The following is a 17,650-nucleotide window of genomic DNA, read 5'->3' as shown; positions in this document are numbered from 1 at the left end:
AGCGATTCGGGTTGCGTTGAGGCCCGCAACGATGTTCGCTTTGACCAATTGATCGTCACGCCGGTACGCGGATCCGATTCGCGCACCACAACCCTTAGGAGGAGCCACCGTGGTCGCCGCGGCGGATGCCAAGAACTATGTCTCCAAGCTCGGTATCACTCACGACCACGTGGTGCAGGAACTCGGTTGGGACGAGGACACCGACGACGAGTTGAGAGCTGCGATCGAAGAGGTCACCGGTACCGAGCTGCTCGACGAGGACTCCGACGAGGTCGTCGACGTCGTGCTGCTGTGGTGGCGCGACAGCGACGGCGACCTGGTCGACGCCCTCATGGACGCGATCGGCCCCCTCGCCGACGAAGGCGTCGTATGGGTGCTCACCCCCAAGACCGGGCGCCCCGATCACGTCGAGCCCAGCGAGATCGCCGAGTCGGCCGCCACGGCCGGCCTCACCCAGACCACGGCCACCAACCTCGGTGACTGGATCGGCAGCCGCCTCGTCCAGCCCAAGGCCGGCCGTCCCCGCCGCTGAACCGGCTCCCGGAACGTAAGGATCCACACGCATGCCGATCGCCGTGGGCACCGAAGCCCCCGATTTCACCCTCAAGGACCAGAACAACCAGGAAGTGACGCTGTCGAGCTTCCGGGGCAGCAAGAACGTGCTCCTGGTCTTCTACCCGCTCGCCTTCACCGGCGTCTGCCAGGGCGAGCTGTGCGCCGTCCGCGACGACCTGCCCACCTTCGAGAACGACGACACCGCCATCCTCGCGGTGTCGGTCGGCCCGTCGCCGAGCCACAAGATCTGGGCGGCCGAGCAGGGCTACACCTTCCCGCTGCTGTCCGACTTCTGGCCGCACGGCGAGGTCGCGCAGGCCTACGGTGTGTTCAACGAGAAGTTCGGTTTCGCCAACCGCGGCACGTTCGTCATCGACAAGGACGGCATCGTGCAGTTCGCGGAGGAGAACCAGCCCGGAGAGGCCCGTGACCAGGGAGCTTGGGCCAGAGCGCTCGCCGCGCTAAAGTCCTGATGCGAAGTCGGCGGCACCTGCCGCCGTCTTTCGGGCGTGTAGCTCAGTGGTAGAGCTCTGGTTTTACACACCAGCGGTCGGGGGTTCGAAACCCTCCGCGCCCACAATCCCATGTGCGATTCCGGTGGATCGAGCCCCGCTCAGCGGGGTCGGATCCGCACGGATCTAATGTCCCGCATTCACCGCCGCGACGAGCGTCGGCAGGTCGTCGGCGACGACGATCATGAGCGGCCGTTCCTTCGCGCTGCCACTGTGCGTGACGATCAACGCCGTCGGCGGCAGTTGCCCGCCGGCGGGCGGGGACAGCTTCTTGATCGCCTGCGGCACCGTGATGGTTCGGGGCAGGTGCGCGGCCCGCTCATGCGGTTCGGCGAACTCCAGGGCCGCTCCGACGGTCTCGCTCTCGACGATCTCGTCCGTCGCGAGACGATGCGCGAGCCAGCGGGCGATGCAGTTCGTCGTCAGCAGCCCGAGATAGGTGTCGTCCTCGTAGATCGGGAACTGCGAGTAGTCGTGGCGCCGGATCTCGTCGAGCACCCGATTCAGTGGTGTGCCCGTCTCGAACACGGCGGGTGCCCGTCTCGGCAGGACCTGCAGCACCTTCGGCGGATCGATGATCCTGTCGCGCAGTCTCTCGATCGCCTCGACGACCTCCGGGACCGGATCGGCGACCGGCTTTCCCCCGTAGTAGTCCTGGTGCACGAGCGCGTTGCGCAGGTCCGCGAAGGCCCGGAGGGCGGGCAGATCGACCTGGGTGCGGTGGCGCCGGGCGTACTCCTTGGCCATCCGGACGAAGCTCATGTGCTCCTCGTCCGTCTGCAGCTGCCACTTGAAGTGGTTCTCGATGGCCGTGAACGCCGACAGGAACCGGATCGCGCCGCTGACCTCGTCCATCTCGTCTCCTTCGTGCGGAAGGGAGTCGTGGGGCGTCAGTCGCGCGGTTCCGCCGCGGTGCGGTAGGCCACGTCGAGCAACTCCACGAAGTGGTCGTCGAGTTCGTCGACCGACGAGACGCTCAGCCGGTGCGTCGTCACCGTCCCCTTCTTCGGGAACGCCTCACGCAGCGTCGCGTGATGGATGCGCCGCGGCAGATCCAGGGCCACCTCGAGACGCGAGGCGTAGACGAACGCCGCCGCGAACGGACGGCCCCGCGACCAGGAGATCTCCGACGCGTGGACGTGCTCGGTGACGTCGCCGCCGAGGTCGAGGATCATCGCGCGCACGTGCCGGAACACATCGACGGCGGCCGGATCCTTGTCGGCCAGATAGTCGTCGACGGTCGCGTACATCGGGAGCTCCTCGAATCGGGGCAGGGTGGTCGGCTCGGTCACCGCGGCCGGCCGTATCGATCGGCGAGCTTCTCGCTCGCGGTGCGCGGTGCCGCTTCCGCCGGGGCCTCGGCTGCGTCACCACCGTCTTGCGAACCCTTGGACTTCCTACGTTCCCGCAGCTCGGCCCACACGAAGTAACCCAGACCCAGCGGGGCCATGATCCCGAACGCCAGCCACTGCAGGCCGTAGGACAGGTACGGGCCCGAATCGAGCTGGGGGAGCGGGATCACGCCGAGACCGCCGGGCTGGTCAGCGTCGAGCTGCAGGTAGACGTCCTCGAGATCGAGACCCGTGACGGACGCGACCTGCGGGGCGTCGATGAAGTACACCTGCTGGTAGCCGTCGTCGACGAAGGGGGCCTTGTCCTCGACCGTTCCCTCGGACATCCGGATGCGGGCGTCGAGGGTGACGGTGCCGGACGGCGCGGCCGGAATCTCGGGGATCTCGGTGCCGCGCACGGGCCGCACGTACCCGCGGTTGACCAGGATCGTTCCGCCGGAATCGAGGACGAACGGGGTCAGCACCTCGTAGGCCGGCCGCGACTCGACGTTGCGCAACCGCACGAGCACGTCCGACTCGGGCAGATAGGAGCCCTGCGCGAGCACCCGGCGCCACTCGTCCTCGATCGTCGGACCGTCGCCGCCCAGCAGTTCGCCGACGGGAACCGGATCCTGTGCCATCGACCCAGCGATGCGACCGTTGCGGTCCTCGGTGTTCGTGTTCTTGCCGAGCTGCCACGGCGCGAGGACCGTGAAGCACGCGTAGGCGAAGCCGACGACCACCAGTGCCAGGACCAACCAGCCGGGGCGTAGGAGAAATGTCAATCGGCGCACAGATCCACGGTAGCCGGTGAGGTGCGTCTCACTGCTGCCGCACCCGCTCGAGCAGGCCCGGAACGGCGGCTTCGATCTGCTCGCGGACCTGCTCGAACTCGTCGAGGGAGCCGTAGTACGGATCGGGCACGGAATCGTCGTCGGCGTCGGGCTCGAACGAACGCAGCAGCACACGGCGATCGGACGGGACACCGAGCTGCGCCAGCGCCCGCTCGTGGGTGGTGGTCATGGCGACGACGAGGTCGGCCGACAGGTGCTCGGCACCGAGCTCGGCGGCGCGGTGACCGGTGGGATAGCCGTGCCGCTGCAGCACCGCGTCGGTGCGTGGATCCGCCTCGGAGCCGACGTGCCAGCCGTGCGTGCCGGCGCTGCTCACCCGGACCCGGTCGTCGAGTCCCTCCCGCCGCAGGTGCTCGGCGAATATCTTCTCGGCCATCGGCGACCGACAGATGTTGCCGGTGCACACGAAGGTCACGTGGAAGCGGTCGTCAGCGTCCACCCGTGAGTACCTCGCGCAGTTCCTCGACCGAGGCGGTCGTCCGCGCCGCCGCACGACCCTCGGTCTCGGTCCCGTAACCCCACTCGACGAAGACCGTGGGGATGCCGAACCGGCCTGCACCGTGGATGTCGTGCTCGCGGTCGCCGACCATCACCACACCGGTGGTGCCGCCCGCTTCGGCATCCCGCGGATCGATCCCGAGAGCGGCGAGGCTGTGCGCGACGACCTCCCACTTGTGCCGCCGGGCGCCGTCGTCGCTCGCACCACCGACGAACTCGAAGTATCCGGTCAGACCGAAGTGGTCGAGGATCCGCTCGGCGAACGCCTGGGACTTCGACGTCGCGACCGCCAGGCGACTCCCGGCCCCGCGCACGGCATCGAGCACCGCTTCGATGCCGTCGAAGACCGCGTTCTCCGCCCAGCCGGTCGCGGAGTAGTAGTCCCGGTAGGCCGCGAGTCCCGCAGCGACCTGCTCCTCGTCGAGCCCGAGATTCTGCAGGGTGTCGCGCATGGGCGGTCCGAGCAGCCACTGCAGGTCGCCGTCGGGCGCCTCGAAACCGGTCGTCTCGGCGGCGTGGAGGAACCCGTTGATCACCCCGGTCGCGGAATCGGTGAGCGTGCCGTCCAGGTCGAACAGGACGACGGGAGCGGGGAGCACGAGCGGCTGGGTGGCAGCGAGAACGGTCACCGGGCCATTCTCCCCGTTCGTCCGGTCTTCCGCCGCGTAGGGTCGTGCGCGTAGGAGAGAGCGGATCAGCTGGAGGTGGACGTGACGGCGGCGACGCTGCGTGAGGTGATCGACGTTCTGGAGACGGCCTACCCGCCGTCGCTGGCGGAGAGCTGGGACTCGGTGGGACTCGTCGTCGGCGACCCCGACGAGCCGGTGCACAAGGTGCTGCTCGCCGTCGACGCGACCGCGGCCGTCGTCGACGAAGCGCTCGAGTGGGGCGCGCAACTGCTGCTCGTGCACCACCCACTGTTGCTGCGCGGAGTGGACACGGTGGGCGCGCACACGCCCAAGGGTGCGCTGATCCACCGCCTCATCCGCGGCGGTTGCGCCCTGTTCACCGCGCACACCAACGCCGACCGCGCGAACCCCGGAGTCTCGGACGCCCTCGCCGGAGCGCTGGGCCTGACCGGCCTGCGACCGCTCGAGGCCAAGCCCGAACCCGCGACCGACAAGTGGGTCGTCATGGTGCCGTCCGACGCCGCCGACACGGTGCGCGCGGGACTGTTCGCGGCGGGCGCGGGTGCCCTCGGCAACTACCGCGAATGCTGCTGGTCGACCACAGGCACCGGCCAGTTCCGCCCGGTCGACGGCGCGGACCCGGCCATCGGCTCGGTCGGCGACCTCGAGCGCGTCCCCGAGGACCGGATCGAGGTCATCGCCCCGCGCCGGTCGCGCGCGGCGGTGCTCGCTTCCCTGCGCGACGCGCACCCCTACGAGGAACCGGCCTTCGACATCATCGAGCTCGCCGACCTGCCGAGCGATCGCGGGCTCGGCCGGGTGGGGGAGCTGCCGCAGACCCGCACGCTGCGCGAGTTCACCGCCGACGTCGCCGCCGCTCTGCCGGCCACCGAATGGGGCGTGCGCGGCGCGGGCGATCCGGACCGGCCGGTGCGGACCGTGGCGGTGTGCGGCGGATCCGGTGATTCCTTCCTCGGACTCGCCACCGCGCAGGGTGTCGACGTCTACGTCACTGCCGACCTGCGGCACCATCCCGCCGACGAACATCTGCGCGCGGGAGGCCCCGCGCTGGTGGACGTCGCGCACTGGGCGAGCGAGTACCCGTGGTGCGCCCAGGCCCGCAACGTCCTCGACGCGGCGTTCGCCGACCGGGACGGCTGGCAGGCGCGGGTCAGCGAGTTGCGCACCGATCCCTGGACGACCGCGGCGGGCGCGGTACGGTAATCAGCTACGACACGTCCCGCGTGGCCGCCGACTCCCGGCCCACCGACACACCATCGAAAGCAGGAACCACCCGAGTGAACGTCGAACCCACCGTGCAGGCCAAGCTGCTGTCCCTCGCCGCCGTGGACGCAGAGCTGAACCGCCTCGCGCATCGCCGTCGGACACTGCCCGAACAGCAGGAGGTGGACCGCCTGCAGACCGAGCGCAACGCGCGCAAGGACGCCGCGGTGGCCGTCGAGATCATCCTCGACGACCTCGACCGGGACATCCGGAAGCTCGAGGGCGAGATCGAGGCCGTGCGAATGCGCGCCGACCGCGACCGGTCGATGCTCCAGAGCGGCTCGGTGGGATCGAAGCAGCTCACCGAACTGCAGCACGAGCTCACCAGCCTCGAGCGTCGCCAGGCGGCACTCGAGGACGACCTGCTCGAGGTCATGGAGCGTCGCGAGGCGTCGAAGGCCGACCACGACCATGCCGGTGCGCAGGTCTCGCAGGTCGACGACCAGCTCGGCGACGCCGTCCGGGCCCGCGACGAGGCGCTCGCCGACATCGAGGTGGCCGAGCAGCGGTGCCGCAGCGACCGCGAGGCATTGCTCGCCGTCTTCCCCGCGGAACTGGTGACGGTGTACGAGAAGCAGCGCGAGAAGTCCGGCATCGGCGCCGCATTGCTGCAGGCCCGCCGCTGCGGCGCGTGCCGTCTCGAACTCGACCGCGGTGAGATCGCCCGGATCGCGGCCGCACCCGCCGATCTGCTCGTCCGGTGCCCGGAGTGCGACGCGATCCTGGTCCGCACCAAGGAATCCGGACTGTGACGACGGTCGTCGTCGAAGCGGACGGCGGTTCCCGCGGGAATCCCGGACCGGCCGGTTACGGTGCCGTGGTCTTCGATGCCGACCATCGGACCGTCCTCGCCGAACGCCAGGCGAGCATCGGGCGCGCGACGAACAACGTCGCCGAGTACAAGGGCCTGATCGCCGGTCTCACCGCCGCCGCCGAGCTCGGCGCCGACGAGGTGCACGTCCGCATGGATTCCAAGCTCGTCGTCGAACAGATGAGCGGACGGTGGCAGGTCAAGCATGCCGACATGATCCCGCTGGCCGCGCAGGCGCGGGAGCTCGCCGGCCGGTTCCGCACCGTCGACTTCACGTGGATCCCGCGTGCGGAGAACGCCTACGCCGACCGGCTGGCCAACGCCGCGATGGACGCGGCCGCCGAAGCGTTGCTGGACGTCGCATCCGACACCGTGGCACGTCCGGTCCAGGTGAACGCGCGGACCGAGAACGTCACCACTCCGCCGGTCGTGCCGGTGCCAGACCCGGCTGTTCCGGCTTCGCCCGGCTGGACCGGTGCGGTCGGAACACCGACCCGTCTGCTGCTGCTGCGTCACGGGGAGACCTCGCTGTCGGTCGAGCGTCGCTACTCGGGGCGGGGCAACCCGGAGCTGACCGAACTCGGTCGTGAGCAGGCGGTCGCCGCGGCCCGGCGGCTCGGTGCCCGCGGTGGGATCACCGCCGTGCTGTCGTCACCGCTGGGGCGCGCGCGGGAGACGGCCGCCGCAGCGGCGGACGCCCTCGATCTCCCGGTGACGGTGCACGACGGGCTCATCGAGACGGATTTCGGCGACTGGGAGGGTCTCACCTTCGCCGAGGCCGCGCGTCGCGACCCCGAACTGCACCGGCGCTGGCTCGGCGACACCTCCGTGCGGCCCCCGAACGGCGAGAGCTTCGACGAGGTGGCCAAGCGTATTGCCTCGGTGCGCGACGACCTGCTGACCGACTACGCCGGCACGACCGTGCTGGTCGTCTCGCACGTCACGCCCATCAAGACGTTCCTGCAGATGGCGCTCGAATCGGGTCCATCGCTGCTGTACCGCCTGCACCTGGATCTCGCGTCGCTCAGCATCGCCGAGTTCTACGCGGACGGTGGGTCGTCGGTGCGGCTCGTCAACGACACCTCGCACCTGTGAACCGGTAGCGGCCGCAAACGAAAAGTGGCCGCGCAGACATGTCGGGGGGTTGCCTGCGCGGCCACTCATCAGGTTTATCTGTCGGCCGACCGACGGTGTTACACGGTTGCCGGAAATTTTTTCCGGCGGGATGTCAGGCGGTGCAGCCGGGCTGGGATTCCCGGCCGGAAAATCGCTGAGCGAGCCAGTCGAGGCCTTCGACGACGGCCGGGAACATGCCGATCAGGTGGCCGGTTCCGGTCTTCGTCAGGACGGGTCCGACGTCGTAGCGGCGGTAGGTGACGTCGGCGCCGGCCGAGCACCACTTGTCGACCATCGTGTCGACACCCTGGACGAGCACGAAGTCGTCGCCGGTGCTCTGCGCGACGAAGATCGGCATCGACGGGGTGCGGTTGCCGAGTTGCTGCTCGGCGACCAGCGACGCCCACGGCTCGTCGCCGAGGTGCTCGGCGATGGGCCGTCCGTCGACCGTATACGCCGAGGTCTGCCCGAACGGGTTCAGTGTGAACGCGTCGAAGACGCAGGCCGTCTCGGCGCGACGCAGGATGTCGAGTCCGGCAGGATCGAACGCCGCCAGTAGCGACGGGGCGTGCTCGGGATAGGCCGAGATGAAACCGTCGACGACCCAGCCGACCCCGCCGGAGAGCAGGGAGCCGTCGCCGGCCACGGCGAGATCGCCCAGGTCGGCGGGTGGTGAGCCGGCCACGGCGCCGACCACCGACAGCTCGGGGGCGTACGTCGCGGCGAGTTCGGCGGCCGAGGCGGACGCCATGCCGCCCTGCGAATATCCCCAGAACGCGATCGGGCCCTCGGGGTCGAGACCGAGATCACCGAGCGACCGGGTGGCGCGTGCGAGGTCGAGCATCGCGCGTCCCTGCGACTCGCGGTTGAGATAGGGGTGCACGCCGGGTGTGCCGAGTCCTTCGTAGTCGGTGACCGCGACGGCGTAACCGGCCGCGAGCATCGGACCGATGTGGATGTACTCGTACTCCTGACCGAAGGTCATGAGCTTCGACGGTGCGCACTGGTCGCCCATGCCCTGCGTGCCGGGACCGAGCACGACGGTGGGCCGGGGTCCGGGGCCGGTCCACGGCTGCGACGGGACGAGCACGGTGCCGACGGTGGCGACCGGTCCTCCGGTGGCGTTCGTGCTGCGGTACATCACCCGGGTGACGGCTGCGTCGAGGACGGCCGGGGTGTTCGGGACGACGGCGGCGACCGACGGTGCGGTGCGCAGGACGTCGCCGAGCGGCGCCGTCTCGAAGGCCGGAGGGGGCGTGTAGAAGTCGGTATCGGCCTCGGCGGTCGCCACCGTCGGTGTGGTCGCGAGGAGTGCGGCCGCGGCGATCGAGGCGAATACTCCGGTGCGTCTGCGCATCCTGGGCCTCCGAACGGAACGAACGTCGAGAAGGGACGCTACCTGCAGCCTGTAGGTAGATGCAACGGTCGTCACACCAGTCGTCGCAGCGTGTTGAGGTTCCGGACGGTCGTCGTCGCCTTGTTCCGGGCCGAACCCGACTGCTTTCCCACGGCACTGTCGAGGGTTGAGCCCTTCACGACCTGCCAGTAGAGGACACCTTCACCCGCGTCGACGCATTCGAGGTCCGGATCGAGATCGTCCGCGAGGGCGACCAGCGATTCGAGCACTGCGGGATCGGAGACGAACACGACGTACGAATGCCGGTCGGTGCGTGCGTCGTCGAAGGGATACGCCTCGACGACCCGTGCGAGATACGACTGCTCGACGACGAAGGTGTAGGCCTCGTAACCGAACCGCTCGGTGAGTGCGGCCTCGATCCGTGCTTTCGCGGTGGCGGGGTCGTCCTCGGCGTCGAAGAGCACGTTGCCGGATGCGAGGACGGTGCGGACGTTCTCGCATCCGAGGCCGCCGAAGACCTCCTTCAGATCGGCCATCCGGATGCGGATGCCGCCGACGTTGATTCCGCGCAGCAGGGCCACGAGTCGCGTCATGAGTGCACCGTAGTTGGCGGCGCCGATACGCCGCGGGATAGTCTGGTCGAGCGAACGAGTCGGCCGGGCGGCCGCGGAGCAGGGAACCGGTACCGCACGGTGCCAGGCCCTGAATCGAGGAAAGTCCGGACTCCACAGAGCAGGGCGGTTGTTAACGGCAACCCGAGGTGACTCGCGGGACAGTGCCACAGAAAGCAAACCGCCTGCCGTACGGCAGGTAAGGGTGAAAGGGTGCGGTAAGAGCGCACCAGCGCCCCGGGTGACCGGGGCGGCTAGGTAAACCCCGCCCGGAGCAAGGTTGAAGGTCGCACCGCGTGCGGTGCGGCTGCGCAGGTGTTCGAGGGCTGCTCGCCCGAGCCTGCGGGTGAACCGCTCGAGGTACCCGGCGACGGTGTGCCCAGATGGATGGTCGCCACCCCGTTTCGGCGGGGGACAGGATCCGGCTTACAGGCCGACTCGTTCGCCCGGCGTCTCCCGCTCCCACCGCGTTGCTACCGGTCGGGTCAGATCGGATCGATGACCAGCAGGTGCGCCCAGTACGAGGCCGCATCCGGACCCAGCCAGGGCAGCAACGCGTCGTAGAGGATGTAGGACATTGCTTGCTCCTTCGTTCGGACATCGAGCACGGGTGTGCGGCCCGACAGTACCGCGCCACGCCTGCCGACGGGTTGTCCGTACAGACAGACGCGATTCGGGCACACTGAGACCATGAGCGACGACGGCTGGTACTACGACGTGCGCACCGGGAAGGTCTCCCAGGGCAAGGATCCGCACGCCCTCAACCGCATGGGTCCCTACCCGGACAGGGAGACCGCTCAGCGGGCGCTGGAGATCGCGGCAGAACGGAACAAGGCGGCCGACGCCGCCGACGACGACTGGAAGAACGGCTGAATTCGACGACGAGCACCCGAACCACCAGGAGTTCACGAGCATCGTGGTGACCACTCCCATCGTCGTTGCGCCCGCGATCGACTTCGCCGATGTGCGCGCCGAATTCGACCTCGTCGGCGAGTTCCCGCCGGAGGCCCTCGCCGATGCGCGACACGCGACCGACCGCTACGCGGACGTCCGTGAGGACCGCACCGATCTGCCTCTCGTGACCATCGACCCACCCGGCTCGATGGACCTCGATCAGGCCCTGCATCTCGAACGCACCGACGACGGCTTCGTGCTGCACTACGCGATCGCCGACGTGTACGCACTCGTCGAACCGGGTGGTGCGCTGGACGTCGAGACGCACCGCCGCGGGCAGACCTTCTACCTGCCCGACGGCTCCGTGCCGCTGCATCCGCGCGAGGTGTCCGAGGGCACCGCGAGCCTGCTGCCGGACGCCGTCCGCCCGGCGGCGCTGTGGCGGATCGAGACCGACCACCGTGCCGAGCCCGTCGCGGTGAGTGTGCGGCGCGCGCTCGTCCGATCGGTCGCACGCATGGATTACGCCGGAGTGCAACGCGACGCCGACGCAGGCCGGCTGCATCCGTCCGTCGAGGCGTTGCCCGACTTCGGGCGGTTGCGAGCGGCCGCGGCGCTCGCCCGCGGGGCGATCGAACTGCGCCTGCCCGCGCAGGAGGTCGTGAAGCACGGCGACGGCTGGACGCTGCAGATCGAGCCGCGCACCGAGGCCGACGAGTGGAACTCCGAGATCTCGCTGCTCACCGGGATGTGCGCTGCGCAGATGATGATCGACGCACGGGTCGGCCTGCTGCGTACGCTCCCGCCCGCCGACCCTGCTGCGGTCGATGCTCTGCGCCGCACCGCGCGGTCGCTCGACGTGCCGTGGCCGTCGGGGCTCGGTGTCGGTGCCTTCCTCGCCTCGCTCGACGCCAACGACCCGAAGACACTCGTGCTGATGAGCGAAGCGCCGACATTGCTGCGCGGCGCGTCCTACGCGGCCTTCGACGGCGACCTGCCCGAGACGATCCTGCACGGCGCGATCGGTGCGCCCTACGCGCACGTCACCGCGCCGCTGCGCCGGTTGTCCGACCGCTACGCCACCGAGGTGTGCCTCGCGGTGTCGTCGGGTCGGGACGTCCCGGACGAGGTCCGCGCAGCACTGGCCGCGATGCCGAAGATCATGTCGTCGACCGATTCGCTCGCCGGCAAGGTGAACCGAGCGTGCGTCGACCTGACCGAGGCCGTCGTCCTCGCGCCGCGGGTGGGGGAGACCTTCGAGGCGACGGTCCTGAAGGAGGCCACCGACCGGCGCGACGCGGAGGTGTTCGTCGCCTCCGAGACCGTCATCGGCCCGTGTGGCGGGGCGCCGGAGGAGGGCAGCACGGTGCGGGTGCGGCTCACGCTCGCCGACCCGCAGGCACGCAAGATCCGCTTCGACCATGACCGGTGAGACGACGCGGCGGCGACGGCCGGTCGCTGCCGTCCTCGCCGTCGTGCTCGCACTGTGTGCGGTGATCGCGGTGCTCGTGTGGTGGATCCTGCCGAACCGGCTGTTCCCGTGGGACAGTGCGGCATTCCCCGAGATCGACACCTCGTCGTTGTCGCCGACGCAGGTGCGGATCGTCGAACTGCTCGAGGAACAGCACGAGGCGCAGAATCCCGGCACGTTCTACTCGGAGGGTGTCCGCGAACCGTGGTGCGCCGACTTCGTCAGCTGGATCATGCGGGAAGCCGGTGTGCCGCTGTCCAATCCGCATTCGGGACACTGGCGGATCCCCGGCGTGTTCACGCTCGGTGAGTTCTACGAGCAGGCCGACCGCTACGAACCGGTGGGCACGGGCTATCGGCCGGAGGTCGGCGATGTGGTGCTGTACCACAACAGGATCGGCGTCGGTCAGCGCGAGCACACGAACATCGTCGTCGCCGTCGACGGTGATTCGGCGATCACCGTCGGCGGCAACGAGATGGGCCGGATCCGCGTCCACGAACTCGACGTGACCGGGGACGACGCGGTGGTCGGCTTCGGGCGGCTGCCGGGCTGATCCTGGGTCAGCGGAACATGTCGGTGGCCTCGACGAGCCGGTGCACGATTCCCGGTTCGGTCGCCGCATGGCCCGCGTCGTCGACGATGTGCAGGCGGGAGGACGGCCACGCCTCGTGCAGGTCGTGCGCGCTGCGCGCCGGGCACACCACGTCGTAGCGGCCCTGCACGATCACCCCGGGGATGTTGCGCAGCAGATGCGCGTCGCGCAGGAGTGCGCCCTCGTCGAAGAAGCCACGGCGGTGGAAGTAGTGGTTCTCGATGCGCGCGAAGGCCAGCGCGAAACGGGGTTCGGCCGTCTCCGCGACGCGATCCGGGTTCGGCAGCAGTGAGCTCGTGGCGCCCTCCCAGGTGGACCACGCGATCGCCGCGTCCAGAGCGACGTCCGGATCGGTCGAGTGCAGCAGACGGTGGTAGACGTCCACGGGATGCTCGCCCCGCCCGGCGGCCGCAAGCGGAGCGCAGAATCCCTCCCACGCCTCGGGGAACAGCTGCCCGGCGCCACCGTTGTAGTACCAGTCGATCTCGCTGCGGCGCAGCAGGAAGATCCCGCGCAGGACGAGTTCGGTGACGCGCTCCGGGTGCCGCTGGGCGTAGGCGAGGGCGAGCGTCGAGCCCCAGGACCCGCCGAAGACCATCCACCGGTCCACACCGAGGAAGGTGCGCAACCGCTCGATGTCGGCGACCAGATGGTCGGTGGTGTTGACCGACAGGTCGGCGCCGTCGGCCACGTGGGGTTGCGACCGGCCGCAGCCGCGCTGGTCGAACAACACGATCCGGTAGGCGTCCGGATCGAAGAAGCGCCGGTGCTGCGGCGCGGTGCCCCCGCCCGGACCACCGTGGAGGAAGACCACGGGCTTGCCCTGCGGGTTACCGCTGACCTCCCAGTACAGCTGCTGGCCGTCACCGACGTCGAGCATGCCCGTCTCGTGCGGCTCGATCGGCGGATACAGTTCGCGTCGCTCCACGGATCAGAACCCGACGAGGCCCGACGCGAGATCGGGGATCTCGAGTGCCTGCACGGCCTCCTCGCGCACCTCCGGGCACTGCGCGGAGGTCGCCGCGTCGATGCGGCCCCGGTCGCCCGCGAGCGCGACGAGGTCGACACCGTTCGCCGCACCCCATTCGCCGACGAGGATGTTGAGGCCACCGCGCCCCACCGAGGGGGTGTAGGTGCGCCAGTTCGACAGCTGGCCCTCGAGGCGTGCACACAGATCTGCGGCCTGCGCCTCGGTGAAGCCACCCGCTCCGGCCTCCGCGGGGCTCGACCCCGCAGCCGATGTCGTCTCCGTCGTCACCGGGGACTCGGTGGACGTGCCGGTCGGTGCCGGGTCCTGGGCCGGCGCGCACGCCGCGAGAACACCTGCCAGCGCGACGGCGACGGCGGGAACGAGACTGGAGCGGATCTGCATGGACACCTCACGGGTCGTACGGTCGGATCGTCGTCGAGTCTGCCACCGGCCGGGGACGGGGCCGTCGGCGGTCAGGACACGGGTGCCGGTCGCAGGCGCCGGACCACCCACTTCTCGAACTCGGCGACGACGAACACCAGCAGGCCCGCCGCGAGCACCTTGCCCCAGTCCGCCCACGAGATCGCGGCGGACCCGAAGATCGCCTGCATGAACGGGGCGTAGGTGAACAACAGTTGCAACGCGGCGCACGCCGCGATCGCAGCAAGCACGTACCGGTTCCCGAACAGCCCGTCGCGGGTGAGGACCGTGTCGCGGATGCGGCGGCTGTTGAGCAGGTAGAACATCTCGGCCACGACGATCGCGTCCACCGCGAGCGTGCGCGCGACCTCCACCGGTGCACCGCGGTCGAGTTCCCACAGGAACAGGCCGAGCGAGCCGACCATCATCAGCACCGACACCATCACCACGCGCCAGACGAAGAAGCGGGACAGCAGTGATTCCCCGGGCGGTCGCGGCCTGCGGAGCATGACCGACTTCTCCGTCGGTTCGAACGCGAGCGCCAGACCGAGGGTGCTGACGGTGGCGAGGTTGATCCACAGCACCTGCGCGGGTGTGAGCGGCAGGGTGAGCTGGAAGAGGATGGCGGCGACGACCACCAGCGCCTCACCGCCGTTGGTGGGCAGCATGAAGAGGACGAACTTCTTCAGGTTGTCGTAGACGCCGCGGCCCTCGCGGACTGCGGCGGCGATGCTCGCGAAATTGTCGTCGGCGAGAACGACGTCGGCCGCTTCCTTGGCGGCCTCGGTTCCGGTCATGCCCATCGCGACCCCGACGTCGGCCCGCGCAAGCGCCGGCGCGTCGTTCACACCGTCGCCGGTCATCGCCACGACGTGACCGCCGGCCTGCAGGGCGCGCACCAGACGGAGTTTGTGCTCGGGACTGGTGCGCGCGAAGATGTCCGTCTCCGCGACGACCCGGCGCAGTTCCGCATCGTCGAGGGTCTCGATCTCGGCGCCGGTCATCGCCCGCGAACCCGTGCCGAGACCCATCTGCGCCCCGATCTCGGCGGCGGTGGCGGCGTGGTCACCGGTGATCATCTTCACCGTGATCCCGGCGCGGTGGCATTCGCGCACCGCCGTGATCGCCTCCTCGCGCGGCGGGTCGATGATGCCGACCAGAGCGAGCATCGTGAAGTCGTGCCGGGCGTCTTCGAAGGCGAGCACGCCGTCCTCCGGTTCGCGGTCGCGGAACGCGAGGGCCAGCACGCGCAGGCCCTGGGCCGCGATCTCGTCGGCGCGGCGGGTCCAGTAGGCCTCGTCGACGGGGCGTACCACGCCGTCGGCGCCGAGCTGGCCGGTGCAGGCGACGAGGACCCGCTCCGGGGCGCCCTTGAGCAGGATGCGTTCGCGGCGACCGTCGTCGTGCGGGTGCAGGGTCGCCATGAACTTGTGTTCGGATTCGAACGGGACGACATCGAGGCGCGGCCACCGCTCGTGGGCCGCCGCGGTGGGCAGGCCGGCCTTGCGGCCGAGGACGACGAGCGCTGCCTCGGTGGGGTTGCCGTGCACCTCCCACACGCCGTCCTCCTCGACCACCTCGGTGTCGTTGCACAGGACACCGGCGCGGACGGCCAGATCGAGTGCCGGGTCGGTGTGCGGATCGACCGGATCGCCACTCTCGGCGGCGATGATCGAACCGATCGGCGCGTAACCGACACCGCCCACCTCGACGGTGCGGTGCGCACACACGACCTTCTGCACGGTCATCTCGTTGCGGGTCAACGTGCCCGTCTTGTCGGAGCAGATCACCGTCACCGAGCCGAGGGTCTCGACGGCAGGAAGGCGCCGGATGACGGCGTTGCGCCGGGCCATGCGTTGCACGCCGAGGGACAGGGCCACGGTCATCACGGCCGGGAGTCCCTCGGGGATCGCGGAGGCGGCCAACGCGACCACGAGGGTGAACATCTCCGCCGGGCTCTCGCCGCGCCACACGACACCGAGCGCGAAGGTCACGGCGGACGCGAGGAGGATGACCGCCGCCAGCCAACGGCCGAAGCGGCCGATCTGCTCGAGCAACGGTGTGGCCGCGCGGTCGACACCCGACAACAGGGCATTGATGCGGCCGAGTTCGGTGTCGGAGCCGGTCGCGATCACCACGCCGTCACCCTGGCCGAAAACCGCGACGGTGCCGGTGAAGCACGTCGATCTGCGGTCGCCGAGTTCGGTGTCGGCGTCGACCGGGTCCGGTGTCTTGGCGACGGGCACGGATTCACCGGTCAGGGCCGCCTCGTCGATGCGCAGCTCACGCGAGCTCAGGATCCGCAGGTCGGCGGGGACGCGGTCGCCGGAGGCGAGGCGCACCACGTCGCCCGGCACGAGATCTGCCGCGGGGATGTCGACGATCCGGCCGTCGCGGTGGACCCGCGTCCGGGGCGCGAGCATGGCACGGATCGAGTCGAGCGCGGACGCGGCGCGACCCTCCTGGACGAAACCGATGAGCGCGTTCACGATCACGGCACCCATCAGGACTGCCGTGTCTATCCAGTGGCCCAGGAACGCGGTGACGACAGCGGCCGCCATCATCACGTACAGCAGGACGTTGTGGAACTGTCGCAGCAGTCGCCACCACCAGCGATCCGAGCGGGGAGCGGGCAGCGCATTGGGTCCGTACAGCTCCCGCCGGCGGGTCGCCTCGGCCGTGGTCAGTCCCGCTTCGGTGGTCTCGAGCCGGGCGAGCGTGTCACCGGAATCGAGTGCGTGCCAGGGGTGGCTCATTACCGAAATTTTACTCAGTGTCGCTTCCGCGGGCACCCCGGGACGGCGGTGATCCCGGACGCACGAGGGGCACCACCGCGGTCGGTGGTGCCCCTCGGCAAACGAGCGATCGTCAGAAGGAGTGCTCGGGCCCCGGGAAGGTGCCCTGCCCGACCTCTGCTGCGTACTGTGTTGCGGCGCGGCGCAGTTCGTCGCCGACCTGCCCGAACTTCTTGACGAACTTCGCGGTCTTGCCGCTGGTGTAGCCGGCCATGTCCTGCCAGACGAGCACCTGCGCGTCGCACTCGTTGCCCGCGCCGATGCCGACGGTGGGGATGCTCAGCTTGCGGGTGACCTGCCCGGCCAGCTCGGCCGGCACCATTTCCATCACGACGGAGAAGGCACCCGCCTCCTGGACGGCGATCGCGTCGGCGACGAGCTGCTCGGCGCCGTCGCCGCGGCCCTGCACGCGGAACCCGCCGAGCGTGTTCACGGACTGCGGGGTGAAGCCGATGTGGGCCTGCACGGGGATGCCGGCGGCGGTGATCGCGGCGATCTGTGGAGCCATCCGCTCGCCGCCCTCGAGCTTCACCGCGTGGGCGCCGCCTTCCTTCATGAACCGCACGGCGGTGGCGAGGGCCTGTTCGGGCGAGGCCTCGTACGAGCCGAACGGCAGGTCGGCGACGACGAGCGCGTGCGGAGCACCGCGCACGACGCCGCGGACGAGGGGGAGGAGTTCGTCGACGGTCACGGGCACCGTGGTGTCGTAGCCGTAGACGACGTTGGCTGCGGAATCGCCCACGAGCAGGACCGGGATACCGGCCTCCTCGAAGATGCGGGCGGAGGAGTAGTCGTAGGCCGTCAACTCTGCCCAGCGGCGGCCTTCGGCCTTCATCGCCTGCAGGTGATGGACTCGCGTCTTGCGCTTGGGGGTGTCTGCAGGGGCTGCGGCGGAGGCCGCGCCACCGTATACGGACGTCATGTTCTCGGACATCACTGTCCCTTTCTTC

The 17,650-nt window shown here is 69.8% G+C and carries 19 protein-coding genes, 1 tRNA gene and 1 other RNA gene; 10 read left to right on the top strand and 11 right to left on the bottom strand.

Annotation, left to right across the window (positions count from 1 at the left end; translation table 11 throughout):
* The first annotated feature begins 109 nt into the window (after positions 1–109).
* From ACWPOC_RS16340 to ACWPOC_RS16330, 3 genes are all read left to right on the top strand, one after another.
* The gene (locus ACWPOC_RS16340; protein ID WP_006554437.1) at positions 110–532 is read left to right on the top strand and encodes a DUF3052 domain-containing protein; all 423 of its coding nucleotides are present in this window, start codon (positions 110–112) and stop codon (positions 530–532) included.
* 31 nt (positions 533–563) lie between these two features.
* Positions 564–1,028, top strand: coding sequence for a peroxiredoxin (locus ACWPOC_RS16335; protein ID WP_016693279.1), 465 nt, complete (start codon positions 564–566; stop codon positions 1,026–1,028).
* Between the two features lie 32 nt (positions 1,029–1,060).
* Positions 1,061–1,132, top strand: a tRNA-Val gene (locus ACWPOC_RS16330).
* Between the two features lie 61 nt (positions 1,133–1,193).
* On the opposite strand, the gene ACWPOC_RS16325 is transcribed toward ACWPOC_RS16330, so the two are convergent.
* The 5 genes from ACWPOC_RS16325 to ACWPOC_RS16305 are packed head-to-tail and all read right to left on the bottom strand — an operon-like array spanning position 1,194 to position 4,379.
* Positions 1,194–1,922 carry a CBS domain-containing protein gene (locus ACWPOC_RS16325; RefSeq protein WP_159418012.1) on the bottom strand — a complete coding sequence of 243 codons (729 nt, stop codon included), beginning with the start codon at positions 1,920–1,922 and terminating at the stop codon, positions 1,194–1,196.
* Positions 1,923–1,957: 35 nt separating this feature from the next.
* The gene (locus ACWPOC_RS16320; protein ID WP_159418013.1) at positions 1,958–2,359 is read right to left on the bottom strand and encodes a DUF5655 domain-containing protein; all 402 of its coding nucleotides are present in this window, start codon (positions 2,357–2,359) and stop codon (positions 1,958–1,960) included.
* Entirely contained in the window at positions 2,356–3,192 is an 837-nt protein-coding gene (locus ACWPOC_RS16315) for an SURF1 family cytochrome oxidase biogenesis protein (protein WP_033097779.1), read from the bottom strand. Before ACWPOC_RS16315 ends, ACWPOC_RS16320 begins: the two co-directional genes overlap by 4 nt.
* 28 nt (positions 3,193–3,220) lie before the next feature.
* Positions 3,221–3,691 (bottom strand): low molecular weight protein-tyrosine-phosphatase, encoded by a 471-nt coding sequence (locus ACWPOC_RS16310; RefSeq protein ID WP_455408976.1) that lies wholly within the window; start codon positions 3,689–3,691, stop codon positions 3,221–3,223.
* Positions 3,681–4,379, bottom strand: coding sequence for an HAD hydrolase-like protein (locus ACWPOC_RS16305; protein ID WP_455408975.1), 699 nt, complete (start codon positions 4,377–4,379; stop codon positions 3,681–3,683). The genes ACWPOC_RS16310 and ACWPOC_RS16305 overlap by 11 nt, the downstream gene beginning before the upstream one ends.
* A gap of 75 nt (positions 4,380–4,454) precedes the next feature.
* Between ACWPOC_RS16305 and ACWPOC_RS16300 the strand changes: the two genes are divergently transcribed.
* From ACWPOC_RS16300 to ACWPOC_RS16290, 3 genes are all read left to right on the top strand, one after another.
* A complete protein-coding gene (locus ACWPOC_RS16300) occupies positions 4,455–5,603 on the top strand; it encodes a Nif3-like dinuclear metal center hexameric protein (protein WP_455408974.1) in 1,149 nt (382 codons plus the stop codon).
* A gap of 74 nt (positions 5,604–5,677) precedes the next feature.
* On the top strand, positions 5,678–6,415 hold the full coding sequence (locus ACWPOC_RS16295; RefSeq protein WP_120283333.1) for a zinc ribbon domain-containing protein: 738 nt from the start codon (positions 5,678–5,680) through the stop codon (positions 6,413–6,415).
* Positions 6,412–7,569 carry a bifunctional RNase H/acid phosphatase gene (locus ACWPOC_RS16290; RefSeq protein WP_120283331.1) on the top strand — a complete coding sequence of 386 codons (1,158 nt, stop codon included), beginning with the start codon at positions 6,412–6,414 and terminating at the stop codon, positions 7,567–7,569. The genes ACWPOC_RS16295 and ACWPOC_RS16290 overlap by 4 nt, the downstream gene beginning before the upstream one ends.
* A gap of 133 nt (positions 7,570–7,702) precedes the next feature.
* On the opposite strand, the gene ACWPOC_RS16285 is transcribed toward ACWPOC_RS16290, so the two are convergent.
* Positions 7,703–8,947 carry a lipase family protein gene (locus tag ACWPOC_RS16285; protein ID WP_120283330.1) on the bottom strand — a complete coding sequence of 415 codons (1,245 nt, stop codon included), beginning with the start codon at positions 8,945–8,947 and terminating at the stop codon, positions 7,703–7,705.
* A 71-nt stretch (positions 8,948–9,018) separates the two neighbouring features.
* Positions 9,019–9,540, bottom strand: a complete 522-nt coding sequence (locus ACWPOC_RS16280) for a DUF1697 domain-containing protein (RefSeq protein ID WP_120283328.1) — start codon at positions 9,538–9,540, stop codon at positions 9,019–9,021.
* Positions 9,541–9,595: 55 nt separating this feature from the next.
* Between ACWPOC_RS16280 and rnpB the strand changes: the two genes are divergently transcribed.
* From rnpB to ACWPOC_RS16260, 4 genes are all read left to right on the top strand, one after another.
* An RNA gene (rnpB, locus tag ACWPOC_RS16275) (RNase P RNA component class A) lies at positions 9,596–10,003 on the top strand.
* Between the two features lie 245 nt (positions 10,004–10,248).
* Positions 10,249–10,431, top strand: a complete 183-nt coding sequence (locus ACWPOC_RS16270; RefSeq protein ID WP_006554424.1) for a hypothetical protein — start codon at positions 10,249–10,251, stop codon at positions 10,429–10,431.
* Between the two features lie 43 nt (positions 10,432–10,474).
* Positions 10,475–11,884, top strand: coding sequence for an RNB domain-containing ribonuclease (locus ACWPOC_RS16265; protein ID WP_120283326.1), 1,410 nt, complete (start codon positions 10,475–10,477; stop codon positions 11,882–11,884).
* Positions 11,874–12,476 carry a CHAP domain-containing protein gene (locus ACWPOC_RS16260; RefSeq protein ID WP_455408973.1) on the top strand — a complete coding sequence of 201 codons (603 nt, stop codon included), beginning with the start codon at positions 11,874–11,876 and terminating at the stop codon, positions 12,474–12,476. Before ACWPOC_RS16265 ends, ACWPOC_RS16260 begins: the two co-directional genes overlap by 11 nt.
* A gap of 7 nt (positions 12,477–12,483) precedes the next feature.
* On the opposite strand, the gene pip is transcribed toward ACWPOC_RS16260, so the two are convergent.
* The 4 genes from pip to panB form a co-directional block, all read right to left on the bottom strand.
* A complete protein-coding gene (pip, locus tag ACWPOC_RS16255) occupies positions 12,484–13,395 on the bottom strand; it encodes a prolyl aminopeptidase (RefSeq protein ID WP_455409031.1) in 912 nt (303 codons plus the stop codon).
* A 51-nt stretch (positions 13,396–13,446) separates the two neighbouring features.
* Entirely contained in the window at positions 13,447–13,887 is a 441-nt protein-coding gene (locus tag ACWPOC_RS16250; RefSeq protein WP_033097808.1) for a hypothetical protein, read from the bottom strand.
* A gap of 71 nt (positions 13,888–13,958) precedes the next feature.
* Positions 13,959–16,661, bottom strand: a complete 2,703-nt coding sequence (locus tag ACWPOC_RS16245) for a cation-transporting P-type ATPase (protein WP_006554419.1) — start codon at positions 16,659–16,661, stop codon at positions 13,959–13,961.
* Between the two features lie 112 nt (positions 16,662–16,773).
* The gene (gene panB, locus ACWPOC_RS16240) at positions 16,774–17,634 is read right to left on the bottom strand and encodes a 3-methyl-2-oxobutanoate hydroxymethyltransferase (protein ID WP_024101318.1); all 861 of its coding nucleotides are present in this window, start codon (positions 17,632–17,634) and stop codon (positions 16,774–16,776) included.
* Positions 17,635–17,650: the final 16 nt, after the last annotated feature.

The sequence above is a fragment of the Rhodococcus sp. 5G237 genome (genome assembly GCF_053764735.1).
This window is presented reverse-complemented; position numbering and strand designations above follow the sequence as displayed.